This window comes from Campylobacter sp. RM16187 (assembly GCF_025319965.1).
GTDB lineage: Bacteria > Campylobacterota > Campylobacteria > Campylobacterales > Campylobacteraceae > Campylobacter_A.
On the sequence record NZ_CP012549.1, the window covers coordinates 1,051,200 to 1,074,781 of the forward strand.

Annotated in this window: 18 protein-coding genes; 15 read left to right on the forward strand and 3 right to left on the reverse strand. The window is 35.3% G+C overall.

The annotated features are described in order from the left end of the window. Positions 1 to 8 precede the first annotated feature (8 nt). The 10 genes from CDOMF_RS05730 (at position 9) to CDOMF_RS05775 (ending at position 10,845) form a co-directional block, all read left to right on the forward strand. Positions 9 to 1,520, forward strand: a complete 1,512-nt coding sequence (locus tag CDOMF_RS05730) for a hypothetical protein (protein ID WP_169974532.1) — start codon at positions 9 to 11, stop codon at positions 1,518 to 1,520. Next, on the forward strand, positions 1,520 to 2,167 hold the full coding sequence (gene pilO / locus CDOMF_RS05735) for a type 4a pilus biogenesis protein PilO (RefSeq protein ID WP_169974530.1): 648 nt from the start codon (positions 1,520 to 1,522) through the stop codon (positions 2,165 to 2,167). Before CDOMF_RS05730 ends, pilO begins: the two co-directional genes overlap by 1 nt. Beyond that, a complete protein-coding gene (locus CDOMF_RS05740; RefSeq protein ID WP_260951115.1) occupies positions 2,149 to 2,655 on the forward strand; it encodes a hypothetical protein in 507 nt (168 codons plus the stop codon). The genes pilO and CDOMF_RS05740 overlap by 19 nt, the downstream gene beginning before the upstream one ends. After that, a complete protein-coding gene (gene mshL / locus CDOMF_RS05745) occupies positions 2,633 to 4,249 on the forward strand; it encodes a pilus (MSHA type) biogenesis protein MshL (protein ID WP_260951116.1) in 1,617 nt (538 codons plus the stop codon). Before CDOMF_RS05740 ends, mshL begins: the two co-directional genes overlap by 23 nt. After that, the gene (locus tag CDOMF_RS05750) at positions 4,236 to 5,057 is read left to right on the forward strand and encodes an ATP-binding protein (RefSeq protein WP_260951117.1); all 822 of its coding nucleotides are present in this window, start codon (positions 4,236 to 4,238) and stop codon (positions 5,055 to 5,057) included. The genes mshL and CDOMF_RS05750 overlap by 14 nt, the downstream gene beginning before the upstream one ends. Next, positions 5,050 to 5,937 carry a transformation system protein gene (locus CDOMF_RS05755; protein ID WP_260951118.1) on the forward strand — a complete coding sequence of 296 codons (888 nt, stop codon included), beginning with the start codon at positions 5,050 to 5,052 and terminating at the stop codon, positions 5,935 to 5,937. Before CDOMF_RS05750 ends, CDOMF_RS05755 begins: the two co-directional genes overlap by 8 nt. Positions 5,938 to 6,045: 108 nt before the next feature. Continuing rightward, entirely contained in the window at positions 6,046 to 7,788 is a 1,743-nt protein-coding gene (locus CDOMF_RS05760; protein WP_260953139.1) for a GspE/PulE family protein, read from the forward strand. Further along, positions 7,785 to 9,029 (forward strand): type II secretion system F family protein, encoded by a 1,245-nt coding sequence (locus CDOMF_RS05765; RefSeq protein WP_170020074.1) that lies wholly within the window; start codon positions 7,785 to 7,787, stop codon positions 9,027 to 9,029. The genes CDOMF_RS05760 and CDOMF_RS05765 overlap by 4 nt, the downstream gene beginning before the upstream one ends. Before the next feature lie 17 nt (positions 9,030 to 9,046). Further along, on the forward strand, positions 9,047 to 9,559 hold the full coding sequence (locus CDOMF_RS05770; RefSeq protein ID WP_170000800.1) for a PAS domain-containing protein: 513 nt from the start codon (positions 9,047 to 9,049) through the stop codon (positions 9,557 to 9,559). 11 nt (positions 9,560 to 9,570) lie between these two features. Then, complete coding sequence (locus CDOMF_RS05775; RefSeq protein ID WP_269468964.1) at positions 9,571 to 10,845, forward strand: methyl-accepting chemotaxis protein; 1,275 nt, start codon at positions 9,571 to 9,573, stop codon at positions 10,843 to 10,845. A gap of 48 nt (positions 10,846 to 10,893) precedes the next feature. On the opposite strand, the gene CDOMF_RS05780 is transcribed toward CDOMF_RS05775, so the two are convergent. After that, positions 10,894 to 11,331, reverse strand: a complete 438-nt coding sequence (locus tag CDOMF_RS05780; protein WP_260951119.1) for a GatB/YqeY domain-containing protein — start codon at positions 11,329 to 11,331, stop codon at positions 10,894 to 10,896. Positions 11,332 to 11,420: 89 nt separating this feature from the next. Here CDOMF_RS05780 and CDOMF_RS05785 point away from each other — a divergent pair, with 89 nt between their 5' ends. The 3 genes from CDOMF_RS05785 to CDOMF_RS05795 all read left to right on the forward strand — a co-directional run bounded on the left by CDOMF_RS05785 (position 11,421) and on the right by CDOMF_RS05795 (position 14,733). Beyond that, the gene (locus CDOMF_RS05785; RefSeq protein WP_260951120.1) at positions 11,421 to 12,194 is read left to right on the forward strand and encodes a pyridoxine 5'-phosphate synthase; all 774 of its coding nucleotides are present in this window, start codon (positions 11,421 to 11,423) and stop codon (positions 12,192 to 12,194) included. Then, positions 12,182 to 13,099, forward strand: coding sequence for a 4-hydroxythreonine-4-phosphate dehydrogenase (gene pdxA, locus CDOMF_RS05790; protein ID WP_260951121.1), 918 nt, complete (start codon positions 12,182 to 12,184; stop codon positions 13,097 to 13,099). Before CDOMF_RS05785 ends, pdxA begins: the two co-directional genes overlap by 13 nt. Before the next feature lie 92 nt (positions 13,100 to 13,191). Continuing rightward, positions 13,192 to 14,733, forward strand: coding sequence for an inorganic phosphate transporter (locus CDOMF_RS05795; RefSeq protein ID WP_260953141.1), 1,542 nt, complete (start codon positions 13,192 to 13,194; stop codon positions 14,731 to 14,733). A 142-nt stretch (positions 14,734 to 14,875) separates the two neighbouring features. Here CDOMF_RS05795 and CDOMF_RS05800 read toward each other — a convergent pair whose 3' ends face one another. Both CDOMF_RS05800 and CDOMF_RS05805 read right to left on the reverse strand, forming a co-directional pair. After that, entirely contained in the window at positions 14,876 to 15,652 is a 777-nt protein-coding gene (locus CDOMF_RS05800) for a hypothetical protein (RefSeq protein WP_260951122.1), read from the reverse strand. A 121-nt stretch (positions 15,653 to 15,773) separates the two neighbouring features. After that, a complete protein-coding gene (locus CDOMF_RS05805; protein ID WP_260951123.1) occupies positions 15,774 to 18,329 on the reverse strand; it encodes a bifunctional aconitate hydratase 2/2-methylisocitrate dehydratase in 2,556 nt (851 codons plus the stop codon). A 130-nt stretch (positions 18,330 to 18,459) separates the two neighbouring features. On the opposite strand from CDOMF_RS05805, the gene CDOMF_RS05810 reads away from it, so the two are divergent. After that, entirely contained in the window at positions 18,460 to 18,924 is a 465-nt protein-coding gene (locus CDOMF_RS05810) for a methylated-DNA--[protein]-cysteine S-methyltransferase (protein WP_260951124.1), read from the forward strand. A gap of 216 nt (positions 18,925 to 19,140) precedes the next feature. Further along, positions 19,141 to 23,472, forward strand: a complete 4,332-nt coding sequence (locus CDOMF_RS05815) for a hypothetical protein (protein ID WP_260951125.1) — start codon at positions 19,141 to 19,143, stop codon at positions 23,470 to 23,472. Positions 23,473 to 23,582 lie beyond the last annotated feature (110 nt).

Sequence of the window (23,582 nt, forward strand, 5' to 3'; positions counted from 1 at the left end):
ATTGCAATATGCCAAACAAAAATAAAAATAAGAAAAGTGGGAGCGGTATAGTATCTATAGATGCATATACCCAAAATTCATATATATTTTTAAACAACGAATTCTCAGAATGCAATATAGAAAAAGTAAATAAAAATAGTTTTTTTATATCTTACTTAAAATATAAAGACTTAATGATAGGCTCGGTAGAGATACCTGGCGGAAGTGAAGATGCAGATATTCCGGATCTCATCACCATTAAAGCTTATGAGGAATTTGATTTAGATACGTCTAAAGAGTATAAAATAACATACAATGAACTTGAACATACGGGTTCTGAAAATAGAATTTTTAACCTTTTTGTAATAGAAAATGCAATAATAAATCAAATATTTTCTCCTATAGCGAGAAAAGTATCCTATATAGACTATATCGCAGCTGCACCGCTTATGTTTGCAGCCCCTTACAAAAAAAATCTTTTATCATCCCAAAGCATAGATGCATTTGTAGTTATGCAAAATGACGATGCTTTCATATCTGTATATAAAAACGGGGATTATTTACAATCCAGACCATTAAGATACTCAATAAAAACAATTAACGATAAATTTTCTGCATTGCGTGAAAATAGAGTTGATGAGCTAGAATTTGAGAAAATCTTAAAAGACACCGAAGATGATATAGACAAAGAATTTTTATCTCAAATTTTTGATGAAATTTCATACTATATCAGTGATGTTTTAAATAGCATAAGCAGAATTTATGGCATAAAAATTCAAAACTTATTTATATTAAGCGATATTGATATAGCTAAATTTTACAATTCTTTAGAAAGTAAAATAGGCATACCTGTAAACACCTTTGATCTAAAAATATCCATAAACACAAAAGAGGTTCAAGTAAGTGGATTTCATGCGCTTATGTCTGTCTTTGCACAAGACTATAAAGATATAAATGATGATAATTTTAATTTTTCTCTATTTTTGAGACCACCACCGCTATTTAAAAGAAATAGTGGAAAGCTGATGCTGTATATAGCAGCAGGTTTTTTATTGGCTTTTTTATACCCATCATATCAGTATATATACGGTTTTATAACAGAACAAAATACAAATATACTGACAGATGAATACAATATAGCTCATGCGGAAAGAGTAAGAATAGAGTCTACTCTGGCAAGACTAGCCAATGAATATCAAAATACAAAAAAAGTTTTTGATGAAGAGAATGAAAAGATAGATTTTAGAAAGGGTTTGCTAACTGAAATTTATGATAAAAAAGCAAACTATCCTATGAAAAGCATAGTTCTTTATGAGCTTACAAAACTTATTAGCGAAAAAGATATAAAAGTTGGAAAAGTTGTTAATACGGATAAAAATATGACTATTATGTTACTTAGTCAAAATGAAAAACAACTTACCGAATTTATAGAAAATGTAAGCAAGCAGGTAAAATACTCTATAACAACGCAAGAGATTATTTTTGACCCAAATAAGCAAAATCCGATGTACGAAAGCAATGTCACAGTAAAGATCAAATAATGAAAAAAGATAGTATTTTAGTAAAAATAGACACTTATTTTGATAGCAAAAAGGATAGTGAAGTATCTATGATGCTTCTTGGAACTCTTGTTATAATAGCATTTTTAACATATCTACTTACTTGGGATCCCGCCCAGCAGTATTATGAAACAACATTAAATCAAAATGAAGAAATATCTAGAAAATTAGACGATACAAACAACTACTTAGCCTCTGTTACCGTAAATGGAGATGTAAATTTTAAAATAAAAGAGCAACAAAATAAGCTAAATTCTTTAAGCAAAGAACTTGATACAGCTAAATTTACAAATCAATATTTTGATAATAAACTACAAGAATTATCATATCTTCTTTTCAACGAACAAAACTGGGCTAAATTTTTAGACAGTTTAGCATTTTTAGCTAATAAAAATAGTGTTAAAATAACAAAAATTTCAAACGAGTTTAAAAACCCTACTCCAAAAAAAATTGAACAAGTATTAGATATAAAAATAGACCTTGAAGGAAGCTTTAAAGATATTGTAGGCTATATAAATTCTATTGAAGAATCCGATTTAGTTGTAGATGTAAATTATATGGATATTAATTCTACTAAAAAAGAACTAATAGGAACTGTTGGTATTTATGTATGGGGGATGAAATATTAATGAAATTTTATAAAATAATACTACTCGCTTCTATATCTTGTTTGACAGCTCTTGCAAACAACTCAACTCAAGAGCGGCAAAATATAGTACAAACACAAGAAAAAATTCAAAATGTTACTGCTCAAGAAAATGAGCTTAAAAACTCTGATATTAAAGAGTATGACAAGATGTTTGAATCTATAAATACACCCAGAAAAGGTCTAAATGAAACTAATATAAATAAGCTACAAGATCCTTTTTTAATACAAAAACACTCAAAAAAAACCATATCGGATGATAATGCAAGCTCTAGTGAGGTTCTTGGTCTGCATGCTATATTTAATGATAGAGCAAAAATTAATAATAAATGGTATAAAGTCGGCGAAAAAGTAGGAGATTATACACTTAAAAAAATAAAGGCATCAAGTGTGATGCTAGTAAATAAAGATCAAAATTTAGAACTAAATATTACAAAAGGAAGAAATAATGTTGGTATTAAGATTAAATAAATTTATAGCCATAATAGCTTTAATTCTTTTTTCAACATATCCGGCTTTGGCTAAGGATAGTTGCGATAAAAGAATTTTTAACTTAAAAATAAGCGAACAGGTATCCATACAAGAAATCTTAACGCAACTTTCTGATATATGCCATTTTAGCGTTATCACAAAAGACCAATTCGCCAAAAATGCAATAAACGAAGAGATATCGGGAATCAACATAAAAGATATGACTCTTAATGAAATTTTCAATATATTGTTACATGAAAAAAATATATACCATACCTTTGATAAAGGAATATTAAGAATTTCTGCACTGCAAACAAAAACATTTAAAATTGATTATATAACATCTATTAGAGAGGGTGCTGCTATTACTAAAGCATCTGTAGATTCTGCGCCTATTGAAGTAGGAAATGATCAGGATGACGGCGATGTTTCAGATATTACAAAAGGTGGCGGAAAGCTAGATAACGTAATCAGAAGTATTGAAAGATTCGATTTTTGGGAAAAACTTGATTCTGAAATCAAAGCCATATTAAATAACACCACAGAGAGTATTGTAGCCCCGGATCCTATAATAAATGCTAACGCGGGACTTGTTACAGTTACAGGAACCGCTGCTCAAATAAAAAGAGTATCAGAATATATTGATGATCTTCAAAAAAGATTAAAAAAACAAGTACTTATAGATGTATCTATAATATCCGTTGATCTATCGAATAGTTACACAAAGGGAGTTGATTGGAGCAAATTTAATATAGGTTTTAAGACGGGTCTTTTTAATAGATTTATACCTATAAGCATGGAAGAAACGATAGAAAAAGACTCCAGTGGCAACCCTATTAGAGTGCCTAAATTTACATATGGAACAACTCCCGGAAATACAATACATTGGTCAAGCAGAAATATTGATCAAGGAAATTTAAGAGGGGGATTGTCTCAAAATCTAAATCTAATACCCGGATTTACTTTCAATCTGGATGGGGTAATCAACTTCCTTGAAGTAAATGGAAAGACAAAGATAGTATCAAGTCCAAAGATAGCTACTCTTAATAATCAACAAGCCCTTATCTCTGTTGGAGATAACATAAACTACAGAGTCCAAGAAGAGAGTACAAACAACAACGCATTAAGCGGAAAGACAACTGTAACTTACAAACAATACTCAGTTTTTATAGGAATTTTACTAAATTTACTTCCTGAGGTTTCTGACGATAATAAGATTATGCTAAGAATCAATCCTTCATTAAGTAGCTTTAAATACAACGAGGACGATACAAGACAAACCACTACAATAAGGGAGATAGCTCCGGATACTATCCAAAAGAAACTTTCAACAGTAGTTCACGTAAATAGCGGAGATACAATAGTTCTTGGTGGGCTAATAGCTCAAACCAAAGGCAAAGAAAACACAAAAGTACCTTTCTTGGGTGATATTCCAGTTGTTGGAAATGCATTTAAAAGCACAAAAGACCAACTTAGAACAACAGAGCTTGTGTTTATAATAACTCCTAGAATTATAGATATATCATCACCTACCCCAGTAAAACAAACTCTTAAGGATTTAGGTTTTTCAAGGTCAACATATGAGCAGCAATAGATACACAATAATAAAAAATTTATTTGCCGAAGATAGCAATGAAAACGAGTATATACATTTAGATAAATCTGTTGCGGCATATAAAAAGATTATGAATCTTATAGAAAAACCTGTAAAGCTTATAGTGTTTTATGGAAAACCTGGCGGCGGAAAAACTTTTTTATTAAAAAAGATAGTAAAAGATCTTAAAGATCGAGATGATATCATATTTTTTTCTTATCCTTTTTTTAATGAATCTGAATTTATGAGTTCTCTCTATGAAGCAATATTCAAAGAAGAACCGAAAGACAAAGTAGAGACATATGAGCAGTTCGTTAAAATTTGTAATACAAAATTTGACGAGAATAATAAAAAAATATTTACAGTATTTTTAGATGAAGCCCAGCTATACCCTGAAATTTTAATAGAAAAAATTAGACTGCTTTCTGATAGCGGATTTTTTAGATTTATATTCACCGTCCGCAAAACAGATAGTGGAGATATATTGACAAAGGATTATTTTCAGGCTAGAATTTGGGAGAGTATAGATATAGGTTCTATTGATATTAATGATATGAGAGTTTATTTAGAGAGCAAATTGCAATCTAAAAAATTTGATTATCAATTTTTAAAATTTACAGATGAGCAATTTGAGTTAATCAGTCGCTTAATAAAAGGTAGTCTTACAATGCTTAATAAGTTGATGTTTAACTTTTTTGAACTTTATGAATACTTTGAGGAAAATCAACCAACCGTTATCAGTACTGATACAATGAATACTAAAATTTTAGAGATGTCAGCCATCAGATCGGAGCTTATAAATGCTTGAAGTACAAGAGATATTGGAACTTGAAAGAAAGTGGAGAGTTTACGATAAACAAAGAAAAAACAGTAAAGGCAACAAAGATAAAAAGTATCAAACATACATGCTCGTTGCTATACTTGCTGCATCTGTAACTACAGCCTCGCTTGTATTTTTTTATTTTGAAGATATGTCTATAAATATTGCCAAAAATAGCTCTTCAACATATGAGATAAAAAATACTAATGCAAATCAAATGAAGACACCAGAAACTATACTCAAAGATACTCTACCTAATACATATAACAATACATTAAATAATGATAATATAATAAACAATGAATCTACTATTGAAAATAATGATATTAACGATATGCAACAATCTTTGGCAAAAAATGATTTAGAACAACCGATTAAAGAATTAAAAAATACCAATACGAATCCTATAGAGACAGTATCGAGTGAAATCACTGGCATAAGAAAAGAAGTTATACTAAGCGCTCCCACTGAAGAAACTATAAATTTAAATGCTGAAAATGTGAGTCTCAAAAACGATAGCCCGATAGAGAGCCAAAAAGTATTCAAATTTGAAATACAATCTTCTAATTTAGATATCTCTGTAGATGAGTTAAAGACTAAATTTGATAAATCAAACAGCTCTGATTTAGCTGTGCTTATAGCCAAAAAATACTATGATATAGAAGATTATAAAAATAGTGAAAAATGGGCTCTGATAGCTAATGAACTAGATAGTGACAATGAAGAGAGTTGGGTAATTTTTGCGAAATCCAAGTATAATTTAGGTCAAAAATATGATGCAGTTAAGGTGCTTAGAATTTACAATGACAAAACAAACTCAAAAGAGATTGAGGATTTAATAAAACATATTGAGAGTAATGCCATATAAATTTAATTTTATATTAAGGAGCATAAGTAGGATATAAAAAACTTAATATATAAATATTAAAATCTATTTTTATTGCAGCAAGTCAAAAAGGAGAATAAAGTGGCAGATATGATTTATGATTTATTTTTATCTACTGCCTTTAAAAACAATATAATATCTGAGCAGCAAAAACAGGATATAGAGAAACTATTAAGCGAAAAAGTAAATTTTGAACAAGCTATAAAAGATATATCTGCAGATATATCAGAACAAAAGATTATGAATATATTGGCAGAGTTATATAGAACTCAAAGAATAAGATTATCCAATATAGTTGAGAAATTTATTATAGACTTGCCTGAGTTTTTGAAATTTACTGCAAAAAAATTTGATCTTGACTATATCGATCTTGACACTATAGACATAGATTATAGACTATCAGAAAAAGTATCACTGCTTCAACTTAAAAAGCATGAAGCACTTCCGGTAAAAGAGGATGAAATAAGAGTTTATGTAGCTTTTAAGAACCCTTTTGATATCGAGGCTCAAGACAAACTACAAAATATATTCAGTAGAAAGCTTCTAAAAGTAGTGGTGTCAGATCCGTCCCAAATAGATAAACATCTAAGTAAAATCGAGCTTAGCGAAAGTGTTAAAGGGATAATTGCAGATATCAGGAAAGAACTTTCAAGTACTGCGATTGCAGGAAACGAGGAGAGTTCTGGCATATTAAAACTTATTGAAATTATTTTAAAAACATCGATTCTAGGTAGGGCTAGTGACATACATATAGAGCCTACCGAAAATAACTGTATAGTTAGAAGCAGAATTGATGGCATGCTTACGGAGACATTTATTTTTGATAAAGACATATTCCCGCCAATGGTCTCTCGTATGAAGTTACTTTCAAATATGGATATCGCCGAGAGAAGAAAGCCTCAAGATGGTCGTTTTTCTGCTCAAGTAGCAGGCAAAGAGTATGATTTTCGTATCTCTACCTTGCCTATTTTAAATGGTGAGAGTATAGTTTTACGTATTCTTGATAAATCGAAGGTTCTTATTAGTCTTGAAAATTTAGGAATGCATCCTGAAAGTTTTGCTAAATTTAATAAGGCAATGAAGGCTCCATATGGTATTATATTGGTTACCGGACCTACTGGCTCAGGCAAAACCACAACTTTATATGCTGCATTAAACGATATAAAAAGCATTGAAACAAAAATCATTACAGTCGAGGATCCTGTAGAGTATCAACTAAATATGATACAGCAGGTTCACGTAAATGAAAAGGTTGGTCTGACGTTTGCTTCGGCTCTTAGATCTATATTAAGACAAGACCCGGATGTTATAATGATAGGAGAGATTAGAGATCAAGAGACGCTTCGTATAGCTATACAAGCGGCACTTACGGGTCACTTGGTTTTTTCTACTCTACACACAAACGATGCAATCAGTGCTGTAACTAGAATTGTGGATATGGGTATTGAATCTTATTTAATTAGTGGATCATTAGTAGCTATAGAGGCTCAAAGACTTGTTAGAAAACTATGCCCTTACTGTAAACAAAAAACTGCTCTTCCTTTAAAGATGCAAGAGCAGTTTGAAAGCTATCTACCGCAAGATTATCAATTTTATAAGCATGTAGGTTGTGAAAAATGCTCACAAACAGGATATATGGGACGTGAAATGATAAGTGAAATTCTACCTATTAGCGACACTATAGCTAGCATGATAGCAAACGGAACCACAAAAGAAGAGATAAAAAAAGTAGCTTACGAAGAGGGCTTTATAGACATGTTTAAAGATGGGGTTATAAGGGCTGCAAAAGGCATAACTACAATAGATGAAATTTTAAGGGTTGCTAAAGTATGAAATATTTTGAAGTCGAATATATGTCAAAGGGCCGTCGTCAAAAGATGGTACTTAAAGCAAACAACCAAAATGAAGCAAAAAATGCTGCCAAGCTTAAAAACGCAGGCGCTATAGTAAAAATTGGCGAGACAAAAACAATACCTCTTGAAGAGCAATTTCAAGATATTATTTCTAAGATTCAAAATTTCTTCCAAGGCACTAAGGTCAAAGTACCAAATTTAGTAGCAGCCATAAGACAGCTAAGTGTTATGACAAATGCCGGAATTTCGATTCATGATAGTATTAAAGAAGTAGCAAATGCCACAGATGATAAAAAACTAAAATTTATATTCTCTACTCTTAATGATGATCTAAATCAGGGACAAAGCTTAACTGATTCTATCTCAAAATTCAGATCAGAGCTTGGAGATGTAGTTATAGCAATGGTAAAACTTGGAGAAAATACCGGAAATATGGCAGAATCGCTTGCTAAGTTAGCTGAAATTTTACAAGAAGTTTGGGATAATCAACAAAAATTTAAAAAAGCAATCAGATACCCTATTATTGTAGTATGCGCTATAGCGATAGCTTTTTTAATATTGATGATATATGTTGTTCCTAAATTTAAAGAGATATTTGAGCAGCTTGGTGCAAATTTACCGCTTCCTACCAGGATACTGCTTGGAATTGAAAGTGCATTAAGCAATTATGGTCTATATATTCTAATAGGCTTTATAGCTACTATATATGCGATAAAGTATATGTACAGAAAAAGTGATGATTTTAGATCAGGCTTTGATAAATATATGCTCAAAGTTTACTTGATAGGAAAAATTATCTTTTTTTCGACTATGAATAGATTCAATCTAATATTTACAGAACTTGTAAGAGCCGGGATTCCTATAGCGGAAGCTCTTGATACGGCAACTCTTACAGTTTCAAATCAAGAGATCAACAAAAAAGTATCTACGGTAAAAATAGGGGTTCAAAGAGGAGTTCCGCTCACGGAAGCTTTTAGAGACACCGAGCTCTATGAAAATATGCTAATACAGATGATAAGTGCAGGAGAGCAAAGTGGAAATATTGATGGTATGATGGAAAAGGTAACAGATTATTATAAAGTAAAATTTAACGATATTGTTGATAACATTTCAGCATACATAGAACCTATTTTAATTGGTTTTATAGCTGTCATGGTAGTATTTTTAGCACTTGGTATATTTATGCCTATGTGGGATCTGGCTAGTGCCGTAAAAAATTAAACTAAAAAGAAGGAAAAATGAGTTACACATCAAATGGTTCAAAAGAGCGACAAGTAAGTAGTGATGCTTTTTTGGTCTCAAAGACGGATACAAAAGGAAAAATAACATATTGTAATATGCCTTTTGCAGATATTGTTGGCGCTAAAAGTTCAGAACTTATAGGCAAACCGCATAATATAGTAAGACATCCTGATATGCCAAGAATTATTTTTAAATTTTTATGGGAATACATTAAAAATAAACAAGAAATTTTTGCATATGTCAAAAACAGAAGTTTTGACGGATCTTATTATTGGGTTTTTGCAAATGTTACCGCATCAATCGATGAAAAAGGCAACATCATAGGATATTACTCCGTACGCAGAAAACCAAATCCTAAAGCACTTGAAATAATAATACCTTTATATCAAAGGCTTTTGGATGCAGAAAAAAGTGGTGGAATAGATGCTTCAGGAAAACTGTTGACGCAAATTTTACAAGAAAAAAATACAAGCTATGATGAGCTAATGAATAACTTACAAAGACTATAAAAGGAAAAATTATGTTTTTTGGCAAAAAAGTAAACTATGATGAAATTTTAAGCGTTATCTCACAAGCTAGAAACGGTATTTTAGAACCTAGAATTTTGGATATAGATCCAAATGAACCTATAGGTCAAATTGCGCTTGGGATCAATGATCTTCTAGATCAAATAGAAGCTTTGCAAAGAGAGATGGGCACATGCGTAAAATCAGCAGAAAATGGAATAGCCTATAGAAATATATTTGTAGAGGGTTTTAGAGGACTTTTTAAAAGCAATGCAGAGTCTATGAGTGAAGGCGTTGAGGGTATTAAAGCCGGACAAAAAGGTAAAACAAGAGGAGTTTTATCAGAGAAATTTAGCGAGCTTGGCAATGGAAATAGTGGCATTGTTGATGTTCAAAATGATCTTGATCAAAGTATCAAAAACTTAACAGAGATAGCTACTATGGCTCAAGAGACATCGAACAGGGCTAGCGAAAGCATAGTAGCGGTAAATGAGCTCAGCTCAAATATGAGCGATTTGGAAAGCTTGATAACCGATTCAAGCGAAGCTATAAGAAACCTTACAAACAGAACTGATGAAATTTCATCAGTTGTAAATCTAATTAAAGATATAGCAGAGCAAACCAACCTTCTAGCCTTAAATGCAGCTATAGAAGCGGCACGTGCGGGAGAGCATGGGCGCGGATTTGCAGTAGTTGCCGATGAGGTGAGAAAACTAGCTGAAAATACACAAAAAGCAACAAGTGAAATAGGAATAAATATCCAAACACTTCAACAACAGACAAACGAACTAAACGATAACTCAAATAAAATAACACAGATAGCCCAAGTAGCAAATGTAAGTGTTGCAAATTTCAGAGAGGCTATTAATGTATTTAGCCAAGGCGCTACAAAAACCGCTAAAATTTCAAAATATGTAGAAAATAAGACAGTGGGAATAATAGGAAAAATAACGCAGGTAACCTATCAACAAACCGCATACAATAACGTCATTAACGAAAGAGGAAATGACGAGGATATGCAAAGGCAATCTGATAATATGAGAAGCTGGTATGAAAATGATTGCAAAAACTACTTTAGCGGCTCAAAAAGCTATGATAAAATCAGGCTTCCGGCAGAAGAGATGAGTAGTTTGATTTACAAAAATCTACAAGAGTCCGAAAATGGCTACTCCATGAAAGATATTTCAAAATTTGTAGATAGATTTACAAAATTAAAAGAGCTTAGTAGCAATACATTTAAGATAATTGATGCTATGGTTGAAGAGAGTATATCAAACGATAAAAAATAATTTAACTACAAAAGAGATTTTAAAGATCTCTTTTGTAAATTTATAGATTTAAGAAAGAAGTTTTTTAGCACAATCGCTTATGCTTTTGCCATCGCTTCTAGCGCCGATTTTTTCCTTTGCTATTTTCATTACCGTGCCTATATTAGCCCCGCTTCCGAGCTCAGATATTATCGCTTCTATCTCGGCTCTTAGCTCATCCTCGCTTAGCTGTTTTGGCATGTATTCGCAGATAATCTTTATCTCATTTTCTTCATTTTGTGCCAAATCATCCCGACCGCCTTTTTTATACTGCTCGACAGAGTCGATTCTACGTTTAATTTGAGTTTGGAGTATCGCAAGTACTTTTTCATCGCTCATCTGGGCTCTTTCATCAACCTCAACCTGTTTTATTGCAGAGTTTATAAGTCTTAGAGTATCACGCTTGAAGTTGTCTTTTTCCTTCATGGCAGTCTTAATATCTTCTAAAATTTTTTCTCTAATAGTCATGACATTTCCTTTAAAAATTTGATTTTTGGATTATAACAATTGTAAATTTAAAGCAAAATTTAATATAATCATTTCAAAAAAGGATAAAAATGCTTCTTGGAGTAAATATCGATCACATAGCCGTTTTAAGAGAGGCACGCAAAGTAAATGATCCTGATGTTCTACTAGCTAGCTTTGAAGCCTATTTAGCGGGTGCCGATCAAATCACAATTCATCTGAGGGAAGATCGTCGTCATATAAATGAAATGGATGTAAAAAATATCATTACCAACTCCAAAATTCCTGTAAATTTAGAGTGCTCCATAGATACCGAAATAATAAATTTAGTTTTAAAATTAAAACCATCAAGAGCTACGCTGGTGCCAGAAAAGCGTGAGGAGCTAACTACCGAAGGTGGATTAAATTTAGAAATATCTAATTTAGGTCAAGTTATAAAAAAACTCCAAGAAAACGAGATAGAGGTATCTCTGTTTATAGACCCTATTGAAGAGAGCGTTCAGTTGGCACACGAGCTAAAAGCCGATTGGATCGAGCTTCATACGGGTGCGTATGCGAACACTTATCTGATGCTAAACTCGAATCTAGCCAATACAAACTACTCTATTAAAGATTTGCAAAAAAGCAAAATAGAGCTAAAAGAACTTCTAAATTTAGAGCTTGATAAGCTAAAAGAATCCGCTAAATTTGGAGATTATCTTGGTCTTAAGGTGGCTGCCGGACATGGATTGAATTATCAAAACGTAAAAGATATAGCATCTATTCCGGAAATTAAAGAGCTAAATATTGGACAAAGTATAATTGCCAGAAGTGTTTTTGTAGGACTTAAACAAGCCATAAAAGAGATGATAGAGTGCGTAAAATAGCAATTAGCTTAGGTGATATTAATGGCATAGGACCAGAAATTGCGCTAAAAACTCATGAGGAAATTTCTAAATTTATGGTGCCAATCTACTGTATAAACAAAGAGTTGTTAAGTAGTGTCGCTAAAAAGCTAAATCTTAGTATTCCAAGTGATATGAAATTTTATGAATGCGGAGAGTGTTTTGATATAAAGCCTGGCAAAATCAGCAAAAAGAGCGGTAAATTTTCGTTTGACTCTTTTAAAAATGCTATTAAATTAGCCAAAAAAGGTAAAGCGGATGCGATAACAACTCTACCAATCAATAAAGAGGCGTGGAGTAAAGCCAAAGTGCCTTTTGTAGGTCACACGGATTATCTAAGGCATAAATTTAAAAAAGATGCGATAATGATGCTTGGATGCAATGAACTTTTTGTGGCGCTTTTTACCGATCACATACCCCTTGGCAAGGTATCAAAACAGATAAAATCAAAAAAATTTTATAAATTTCTCATATCTCTTCATAAATGCACAAAATTTGAAAAAATAGGAGTTTTAGGCTTTAACCCTCATGCTAGCGATAATGGTGTGCTTGGCGGCAAAGAAGAAAGCGAAATAAAAATAGCCATAAACCGAGCCAATAGATATTTTAAGAAAGATATTTTTATAGGTCCTCTAGTGCCAGATGCCGCCTTTAATCCTAGCTCACTTAAAAAACTAAATAAAATAGCAGCCATCTATCACGATCAAGGACTAACCCCTCTTAAAGCGCTTTACTTTGATAAAAGCATAAACGTAAGCCTAAATTTACCCATTATCCGCACAAGCGTCGATCATGGAACCGCATTTAATATCGCATACAAGGGCATTGCTGATACTTCAAGCTATATAGAGGCAATTAAATTTGCAGTAAAACTATGCGAGAGTTAAAATCATATTTTATGTGCAAATGTCTTAAATTTTGGCTATTTTAAAAAATTATAGATATAATTATTATACTTTGACTTATTGTGGAGGTCACCTTGTCGCGCGATAATCTGTTCGCATTTATTGTATTTTCAATAGCTACTATAGGATTTTTTATCTGGGGGTACGAATACATCCCGTCTCACCACTTCTTACTATTTTTAATAGCCAGTATATTTGGTATATTTATGGCGTTTAATATCGGCGGCAACGACGTTGCAAACTCATTTGGAACAAGCGTCGGGGCAAAAACAGTTACGATCAAACAAGCTCTTATAATAGCTGCCGTATTTGAGCTAAGTGGAGCTATTTTCGCCGGAGGAGAGGTTACTAAGACAATTAGAGAGGGTATTATACGCTTTCCTGAGACTGGAATTGACCCGATGCTCTTTGTGCTTATTATGATGTCAGCACTTTTAAGCTCTGGATTATGGCTATTTGTTGCCTCTAAAAAAGGACTTCCTATATCCACTACTCACTCTATAGTAGGAGGTATTGTAGGTGCTGGACTTACTATGGGTTTTATGACTATGGATGGAAAAGATGCTCTAGGAATGGTATCTTGGCAGGGTATTGGAAGGATAGCTATCAGCTGGGTTATCTCTCCACTCCTTGGAGGAATTTTATCCTACTCGATATATAGCTACATAAAAACAAGAATTATAAATCCGACTAGAATTTCCACAATTGAGCTTAAAAAGCTTAAAAAAGAGAGAAAGAGCTTTAAAGAGCAGTATCTAAGAGATCTAAAAACAAAGCCAGTAGAAGAGCAGATAAGAATATTAAGCAAAATAGCAATAATAGATGAAGAAAATATTGATGCTGAAAAAAGCGAATACAAGATGGCTATAAAATCTATGAAAGAGCGCGAAAAAACAATAGATACTTTTAGAGCTATGAGAAAGCATATCCCCATCGTAGCCGCAGTAGGAGCGATCATAATATCTGCGATGATGCTATTTAAAGGGCTTAAACATCTAAATTTTGACGTTGGTCTCATAGGCACTGTTTGGATTATATGCGTTATAGGCATAGTCACATACCTTGCAACCTTGGCAATGATAAATGTAATGAGTAAAAGCGATGCGGAAAAAAGCACAAATAGAATTTTTTCTTGGTTTCAAATTTTTACAGCTTCGTCATTTGCCTTTTCTCACGGAGCAAACGATATAGCGAATGCCGTTGGACCTTTTGCCGCTATTTTGGACGTATTAAAAACCGGAAGTATAAACGCTACTGCGCCTATTCCAAATATAGCCATGATAACGTTTGGTATCGCACTCGTTGTAGGACTCTGGTTTTTAGGCAAAGAAGTTATCATGACCATAGGATCTAAACTTGCAGAGATACTGCCAACTACTGGTTTTAGTGCCGAGCTTGGAGCTAGTGCTGTGATACTATTTGCTACAAAGCTTGGTATTCCTGTCTCCTCAACACATATTCTAATAGGAGCTGTTCTTGGAATAGGAGTCTTTAATAAAGATGCAAACTGGGCTATGGTCAAGCCTATCGTGCTTGCTTGGGTTATAACTCTACCGATAGCGGGCGGATCTGCGGCGATCATTTATATGGTGCTTAAAAGCCTGCTTGGACTATAAAATTTCATTTTGATACTACAAATTTGAGGCGAAATAAGCCTCAAATTTTACTTCTTGTATTTTCTAAAGAATATATAGTTATTATATTAAGTTTAAATTTCATCAAGCAACCTTGAAAGTTTTGCACCATAAACTATATTAATTATTTTTTAAAATATCTTTTTATAAGCTCAATATCGCAAGAATTTCCCACACCTTCAATTCTGATATCTGCCGACTGACAGTATTTTGCAAATAAACTATCATCATATGCATGAAATTCAAAAGACAACATTTTTAACAGCCAGCTATTTACGCTACTATCTTTATATATGCAATAGCTATTTTTACTAACGGCTACAATTTCATCGGCACTTCTTAACATTGCCTCGTAATCAAATTTTATACCTATTAAGCGACCTAAAAAGCTTATCTTAGGTTGTTCCATTTTTTGGCATTTGGCACTATTGCAATCTACAAAAGAAATATCGGTGACTTCATTTTTCGTAATTTCTTTTTTTGCTATACATTTATTCATGAGCTTTGAGTGTATATGATTTAAAAAATATGTAATAGGGAATTCTCCTATATTATTTTTTGATAAAAAGCAATCTTTTGAGATATTGTTGTCAAGATATATTCTGTAAAATTTGTTGTCTTTTGTATGTTCATTTTTTTCTTTAAAATCTACAAAATCTACAAAATTATTAACAATAGACAAAATCCCTTTTTCTCCCACATAAAAATTAGTTGTATTACCTTCTATTTCGCCGACATAATAACCACGTTGTAACGACTTTTTATAAATTTCAATTCCAGCATATTTAGAGATATAATATCTGTTTGCTAAATTAAAAACTACCAAATCAGCAAAAAATATCACAAACCATACAAAAAGCCAAAGTAGCTTACGTTTGCCTTTAGGAATTATTATAGCCATAAAGAAAGTTACGATAAGAAGTATTAGGATTATAAAAAAAGGAGTTGCGGGATGCGAATGCATATTGATCCTTTATCTTATAAGCGGGTAAATTCGCAAATTCACCCGCTTAAATCAGAATTTAATCTATCTTGAAATTCTCTATCTCATTAAAATTTAGATATCTGTAAATTTCATCTTCTTTGCCTGCGATTCTTTCAGGAACTATCCTCATATACTCTTCCACACTCGGCAGTCTTCCAAGTAGAGCGCAAACTGCTGCAAGTTCTGCGCTTCCAAGATAGACTTTCGCGCCAAGCCCCATTCGGTTGTCAAAATTTCTAGTCGAGGTTGAAAAGACCACGGCATTATCCTCAACTCGCGCTTGATTTCCCATACAAAGCGAGCAGCCAGGCACCTCTATACGTGCTTTTACGCTTCTAAACACGTCATAGTAGCCCTCGCGCTCAAGCTTATCCTTATCCATCTTAGTAGGCGGCACAACCCAAAGGCGCGTAGGTATCTCGCCCTCGCCTCTTAGCACCTCGGCTAGCGCGCGGTAGTGTCCGATATTTGTCATACAGCTTCCTACAAAGACCTCATCGATCTTTTTAGCGCGTCTTTCATCAGCTAAAATTTCACTAAGAGTCGCCACGTCGTCAGGATCGTTCGGACAGGCAAGTATCGGCTCGGTTATCTCGTCTAAATCTATCTCTATCACCTCGGCATACTTGGCGTTGCTATCGGCTTTTAGAAGGGTTGGATTTGCCAACCATTCGCGCATCTTGTTAGCTCTTCGCTCTAAAGTCGCCTTGCTTTCATACCCTGCCTTTATCATCGCTTCGATGAGAGTTATGTTTGATCTTATATACTCTATCACGGGTTCCTTATCAAGAGCCACTACGCAAGCTGCAGCCGATCTTTCCGCCGAAGCGTCGCTTAGCTCAAATGCCTGCTCTACTTTTAGGCTCTCAAGCCCTTCTATCTCTAAAATTTTGCCTGCGAAGATATTTTTCTTGTTTTTCTTTTCGACGGTTAGCAGCCCGCGCTTGATCGCGTAGTAAGGTATCGCATTTACAAGATCTCTGAGCGTGACGCCTCTTTGAAGCTTGCCTTTAAAGCGCACCAAGACGGATTCTGGCATATTTAAAGGCATAACGCCAAGCACCGCCGCAAACGCCACAAGACCGCTTCCTGCAGGAAAGCTTATGCCGATAGGAAAGCGCGTATGGCTATCACCGCCCGTTCCAAGCGTATCTGGAAGCACCATGCGATTTAGCCACGAGTGTATGACACCATCGCCGGGTTTCAAGCTAACGCCGCCGCGAGAGTTCATAAATTTCGGCAAAGTCTTATGCGTGATCGCATCGCTTGGCTTAGGATAAGCAGCCGTATGACAAAAGCTCTGAAGCACAAAATCAGCCGAAAATCCAAGGCTTGCAAGCTCTTTTATCTCATCTCTCGTCATCGGACCCGTGGTATCTTGGCTACCTACGGTTAGAGTCATAGCTTCGACGTAAGAATTTGGTCTTACACCCTGCATGCTGCATGCCTTGCCCACGATCTTTTGAGCTAGAGTAAAGCCAAATTCGCCCTCATCCTTAGGCTGTGTAGGTTTAGTAAATATATCCTCAGCGCCCAAATTTAGAGCCGCCCTAGCCTTCATGCAAAGCCCGCGACCGATGATAAGCGGTATACGCCCGCCCGCTCTTATCTCATCAAGCAGAGTATTTGGCGTGAGAGCAAAGTGACTCACCACCTTGCCTGCGCGCACTATCTCGCCTTTATACGGGTAAATTTCTATCTCATCGCCGGTCTCAAGCGAGCTTACATCAGCGATGATCGGTAGCGCGCCGCTATCTTCTGCGGTGTTAAAAAATATCGGAGCGATAGTAGTGCCCATAACTATGCCGCCTGTTTTTTTGTTTGGCACGCCCTCTATCTCACGACCAAGATGCCACTGGATGGAGTTGATGCCGCTTTTTCTACTTGAGCCGGTACCCACAACATCGCCCACATAAACCACCTCGCGACCGCTTTTTTTAAGCTCAGCTATCTTTTCAAGGCTTCCGGGCTGCCTTCTAACGAGCATAGCATTTGCATGAAGCGGGATATCAGAGCGAGTAAAGGCTTCACTTGCAGGGCTTAGATCGTCAGTGTTCGTCTCTCCAAGCACCTTAAAGACAACCGCCTTTATCACCTCATCAAGCGGTTTGCGCGACAAAAACCACTCCGCATGCGCCCAAGAGTTGATAACCTCAAGCGCAAATTCGTTACTCTTACTTAAATTTAGCACGTCGTTAAAATAATCATGCACGAAAATCGTATCTTTAAGCACTTCACAGGCAGCTTTTGCTACGGATTTATCGCTGTTTTGAAGCGAGGCTATAAGCACGATCACGCTATATCCGCCAAGCATAGGCTTTAGCATATTTACCGCGCTTAGCTTATCAACGCCGGCAATCTTTACATCGTGATTTATAATCTCGTTTAAAAACTCAGCCTTTATCTTAGCCGCATCATCAACGCCCGGATTTACTCTATTGGCAAGCAAATTTATAAGCTCGGCTTGCCTTTTATCACCATCTTTTAAAAGCTCGCAAACTTCTTTCATCTGCTCGTCACTCAAAGCAAGCGGCGGAATACCAAGCATTGCCCTTTCATCAACGTGTTTTTCATACTCTTTAAAAAAATCCATCACCGATCCTTTTGCTTAAAGTAAATAAGCTACAAATTTTAACTATTTAGCCCTATTTTATCCAAAAACGCATAAGAAACTAAACTAAAATTTGCTAAATTTAAATGCATCAAAACAAAAAGGAGTAAATTTGCAAAAAGCCTACTTCAAATCCCCAATCGGAGTCTTGGAAATTTGTGCGGATGAGGGCAAAATTTGCGCTCTAAATTTCGTGGATAAATTTGTAAAAACAGAGGTTAAAGATGAAAATTTAAAGCTTTGTTTAAAAGAGCTTAATGAGTATTTCAAAGGAAATTTGCGCGAGTTTAAATGTGAACTTGAAATTTCAGGCACTCCCTTTCAAAAAAGCGTATATGAAGCGCTACTTAAAATTCCTTACGGAAAGACTATAACCTACGCCCAGCTGGCTAAAAACATAGACAGACAAAAGGCTTGCCGTGCGGTAGGCTCTGCAAACGGCAAAAACAAAATCCCCATCATCATCCCTTGTCACCGAGTGGTTGCCAGCAATTCGCTTGGAGGATACTCAGGCGGCGAAGGACTAAAAACAAAAATTTGGCTGATAAATCATGAAAACAAAAAATCAGTTTTTTAAAAATCTTTGCTGAATCACACTAAAAATATATTTTTAAAATCGAGTTTAATACTGTACCTAAGTACAATATACCAATATTATTTTTATTGATATAATTCATTCAAAATAAATTTTAAAAAGGATAAACATGTCAAATTTAGCAGGCATTGTAAAACAACTATTTGGAAATGTTGTTGCAAGAGACTCTTTAGAGTTTTAAAAGTAGGCGATGAACTAATGATCGGAGAGAAAGTTATGACTCTATCTCCTGATGCAAAAGTTATTATTACTAGTAAAAATGGTGTAGATATAACAATACTAGGTAATGATGAGATTGTTTTAGATCAATCCCTGATAGATTCTGGCTCTAATAGCAATGTATTAGCCGACATAAACGATTTACAAAAATCTATATTAGAAGGACAAGGGCTACAAGATTTAGAAGCTACTGCAGCAGGCGGTGGCGGATCTATCAGCGCAGAAGGAATCAGTCTAGGAGGAACCAGCTTTACAGATTCTGGGCATATAAGCAATGTATTTAGGTCTTTTGGAGATTTAGACAATTCACCACAATCAGATACAAATATATCAGGTGTAAACTCTAGCCCTATTCCTAATACAACAGAATCAAACAATCAATCACCTATAAATCCTGAACAACCAAATCAACCTGAACAACCAAATCAACCTGAACAACCAAATCAACCTGAACAACCAAATCAACCTGAACAACCAAATCAACCTGAACAACCAAATCAACCTGAGCAACCAAATCAACCTGAGCAACCAAATCAACCTGAGCAACCAAATCAACCTGAGCAACCAAATCAACCTGAGCAACCAAATCAACCTGAGCAACCAAATCAACCTGAGCAACCAAATCAACCTGAGCAACCAAAAGGAATAGAGCTGCCTTCATCTGTATATGTAAGAGAGATGGCATCATACACATCTACAAGCACAAACAATGATATGAGAAGTAATATTGAAACAACTTCAACAGCCGATAATTCAGGTGCACAAATCAACGGAGCAAACACTAACTATTTTAAAGCTTTAAACAGTCAGTTGGACAAAATAGACAATAACTCTGAAGCTCACAATAAAACCGATGGTTTTGAAGTGGAAAACAAAAGTAATATATCTAATTGGTTTAGTGAAATAGTAGGAGAATATAATCTTGAAAAAGGCGTAGTCCAAAAGGGTGATGATAAATTCGATAAAGCCTTTATTGATGGCGAATTTATCAAAGAGGGCGGTTGGTATTCAAAGACAAGCGAAAAAGGAACTGTTATTTTTGGTTCTGACGAGGCAAAGCCTTTGGTGATAACAAATTCAGGAAATGAAGCAAAATACAATGCTTTAGAAAACAGAGTAGTCGTATTAGATGATCAGGATACAAATCCTGTAAGAGTATTTGGATCGGATAAAGCGGATAATATCACCATAGATGGCGTAACCGTTGATTTTATCTCTACTGGAACAGGAGATGATGAGATAACTTTGAAAAACGGAGCTAAGATAACAAACGATATTAACACCGGAGACGGTAAAGATACCATATCTATAGATGGAGAAGGCACAACAGTTAAAGGCGATATCTTTACAAACGATGGTGCAGATACTATCACAATGACAAACAAATCTACTGTTGATGGCAATATAAATACCGGCGACGGAGATGATGTTATAAATATGGATGGAGAGGCGAAAGTAGGAGCTAGTATCTATGGTAGAGATGGCGATGAAACAATAAATTTAAATAATGGCTCTCAAGTTGCGGGAAATATTGAAGCGGGAGTAGGTAGCGGAAAAATAATTTTAGATGGCGGTTCAAAAGTATCTAAGCGTATAAGAAGCGGTATAGAAGAAGAGTTTAATGCACAAGGAGATACGCCTACAAATCATGATTTCGCAGGAAACGTAAACGTAGAACTCAAAAATAACTCAACGGTAGTTCAGCATATTGATCTAAACGGAACAGGATTTAGAGAAATAACTATTGACAACTCAACAGTAGGTGGAAACATACATGCAGGAGAGTACTCAGACTCTAAGGTGGTTATTCAAAATGACTCCAAGGTAAATTATACGATACTTGGAGAAGGCGGAAACGATACTATCATAGTAAAAGACTCTGAAGTAAGAAAGAGCGCGGGTGAATTTTCTATCTTAGGCGATGTAGAAAGACCAAAAGAAGACTATGACGGCAATGATACTATAGAGATAACAAATTCAACTATACACAAAAAAATCGATGCCGGTGGAGGAGATGATACGATTGAGATAATTAAATCAACAGTAAAAGATCAGGTGCATGGCAATGACGGTGAGGATGAGATCTATGTAGAAAACGAATCTACAGTAACAGGAAATATCCGCGGCGGCGCAGGCAACGATGTGATAACTGCTAAAGGAAATTCGTCGGTAAAAAATATACTAGGAGAAGCGGGAAAAGATATTATAACCATAGAAAGCGGCGCTAAAGTAATAGACCAGATAAGAGGCGACACAAAAACTATGAATGATGAGCACGAAAAAGCAGCACAGGCAAACCAGGGCAAAAATATAGATATAGTGGATAGTGGTGCTGATATAGATACTATAACCCTAAGGGGTGCAGGAACCAGCGCAAAATATATATTGGGCGGAGACGGCAACGATATCATTCAGGTAGAAGATGGCGCAAATACTAAGCTTATCATAGCGGATGAAGGCGACGATAAGATAACCGTAAGTGGTACTGGAACTTATGTCAGCGGTATAAACGGTAGAGGCGGCGACGATATAATTAAAGTAGAAGATGGTGCAAAGGTAGACGGCATAGTCGGAAGATGGGGTGACGACGAGATAACTATAACCGGAGCCGGCACGGTCGTAACCGGGAACGTAGAGGGAAATGAAGATAGCGATACGATCAAAATTTTAGACGGTGCTAAAATAGAAGGATACGTAAGCGGAGGCCGCGGAGAAAGTCCTAGCGTATATGGTGGAGCCGAAAAATCTGATGGAAATAATATCACCATCCAAAACGCCGAAGTAAAAGGCAACGTCGAAGGCGGCACTTATGGTGGCGAAAACAAGATCGATATTTTAGATAATTCTACTGTCGGAGGCGATGTTTTAGGCGGAGGAGATAAAGATGAGATTCAGGTAGAAAACAGCTATATAAAAGGCAATATCGATACTCGCGGTGGAGATGATGTTATCAATACAAATAAAGCCACTATCACAGGCGAAGTCCTAGGTGGAGCCGGTCAAGATAATATAACCGTATCTGGCGGATCGGCTAAAGCCGTGCGAGGCGGAGACGGCGACGATGCTATAACCGTAACGGGAACAGAAAAAGACAATAATGGCAAGTCGATTGGAGGCGGAGCCAATATATCAGGCAATGTAGAGGGCAACAGAGGAGCAGACACTATAGTATTTGACGGTAAATCTCAAGCGCAAAATGTCTTTGGCGGAACGGGTAATGACACTATAACCGTCTCAGACGAAGGCACTTTCGTAAGAAATATCGTATGTGGTCAAGACGGTAAAGATGCCGTCACCGTGAAAGATGGAGCCGATGTAGGAGCAAGAGTAAGCACCGGTGGCGTTGACGGCGGAACACCTGAAGCAATCAACATCTCAGGCGCAACTACTATAATAGGAACGAATTCAAATTTAGCTCAAAACGACAGAGGAGTTCGAACGGCGGGTAGAATGGAGCTAAATGTAACGGATGGAGCTACTATACAAGGAAATATACATACCAATATACATGGAGATAAAGTCGATCAAATAATTAATGTTACAAATTCTACCGTAAGAGGCGATATACTAGGCTCAGCTACGGGCGTAGATAAAGTGACCGTAACCAACTCCACGATAGATAACATAAATACTAAAGGTGGAGATGATATTATATCTATTTTAAGCGGAGCTAAAATATCTTCAGCCATAAAGAGTGGAGTAGGAGATGATACAGTAACCATTCAAGGATCAGGTACTTCTGTAGTAAGCGGTGTAGATGCAGAAGATGGAAATGACATTATCAAAGTATCGGATAGTGCTAAAATAGAAGGAAATCTCTTTGGTGGTAAAGGTGATGATATTATATCATTAACAGGAGAAGGTACTAGCGCAAGGCTATTAGATGGAGCTGGCGGGAAAGACGTTATCATAAAAGATGATAAAGCATCTTCAACCGGTATAGCAGGTGGAGATACTGTCGTTACTAATAAATCCGGAAATTTAATTATAAACGATATAGATAGTAGTAAAACAATAGATCTATCAAACATATCTAAGGTAGATAAAAACATCAAATCCATTGATCTGTCAGAAGTGGATGGTGCAAAGCTAAATATAACAGCAAAAGACGTCTTAGATATAGATAAAGCCAATGGCGATGAAACACTTACTGTAAAAGGTGGCAGTGATGACTCATTAAAAGATTCTGATGGTGGTAAATGGAGTACCGGAGCTACTATTGATGGAAACACTACATACACCAACAATACAAATACAGTATCTATAATTATAGATAACGATATAGACACTAAAGGTTTGACTAACGGCTAATAACGGATAATTATTCCATCTCTCTTGTTAAAGCATACAAGAGAGATGGTTGTTTTAGTCTTATTGTGAGGACAATAAGAGAGTTTCATAAACACTTCAGGCTTATAGGA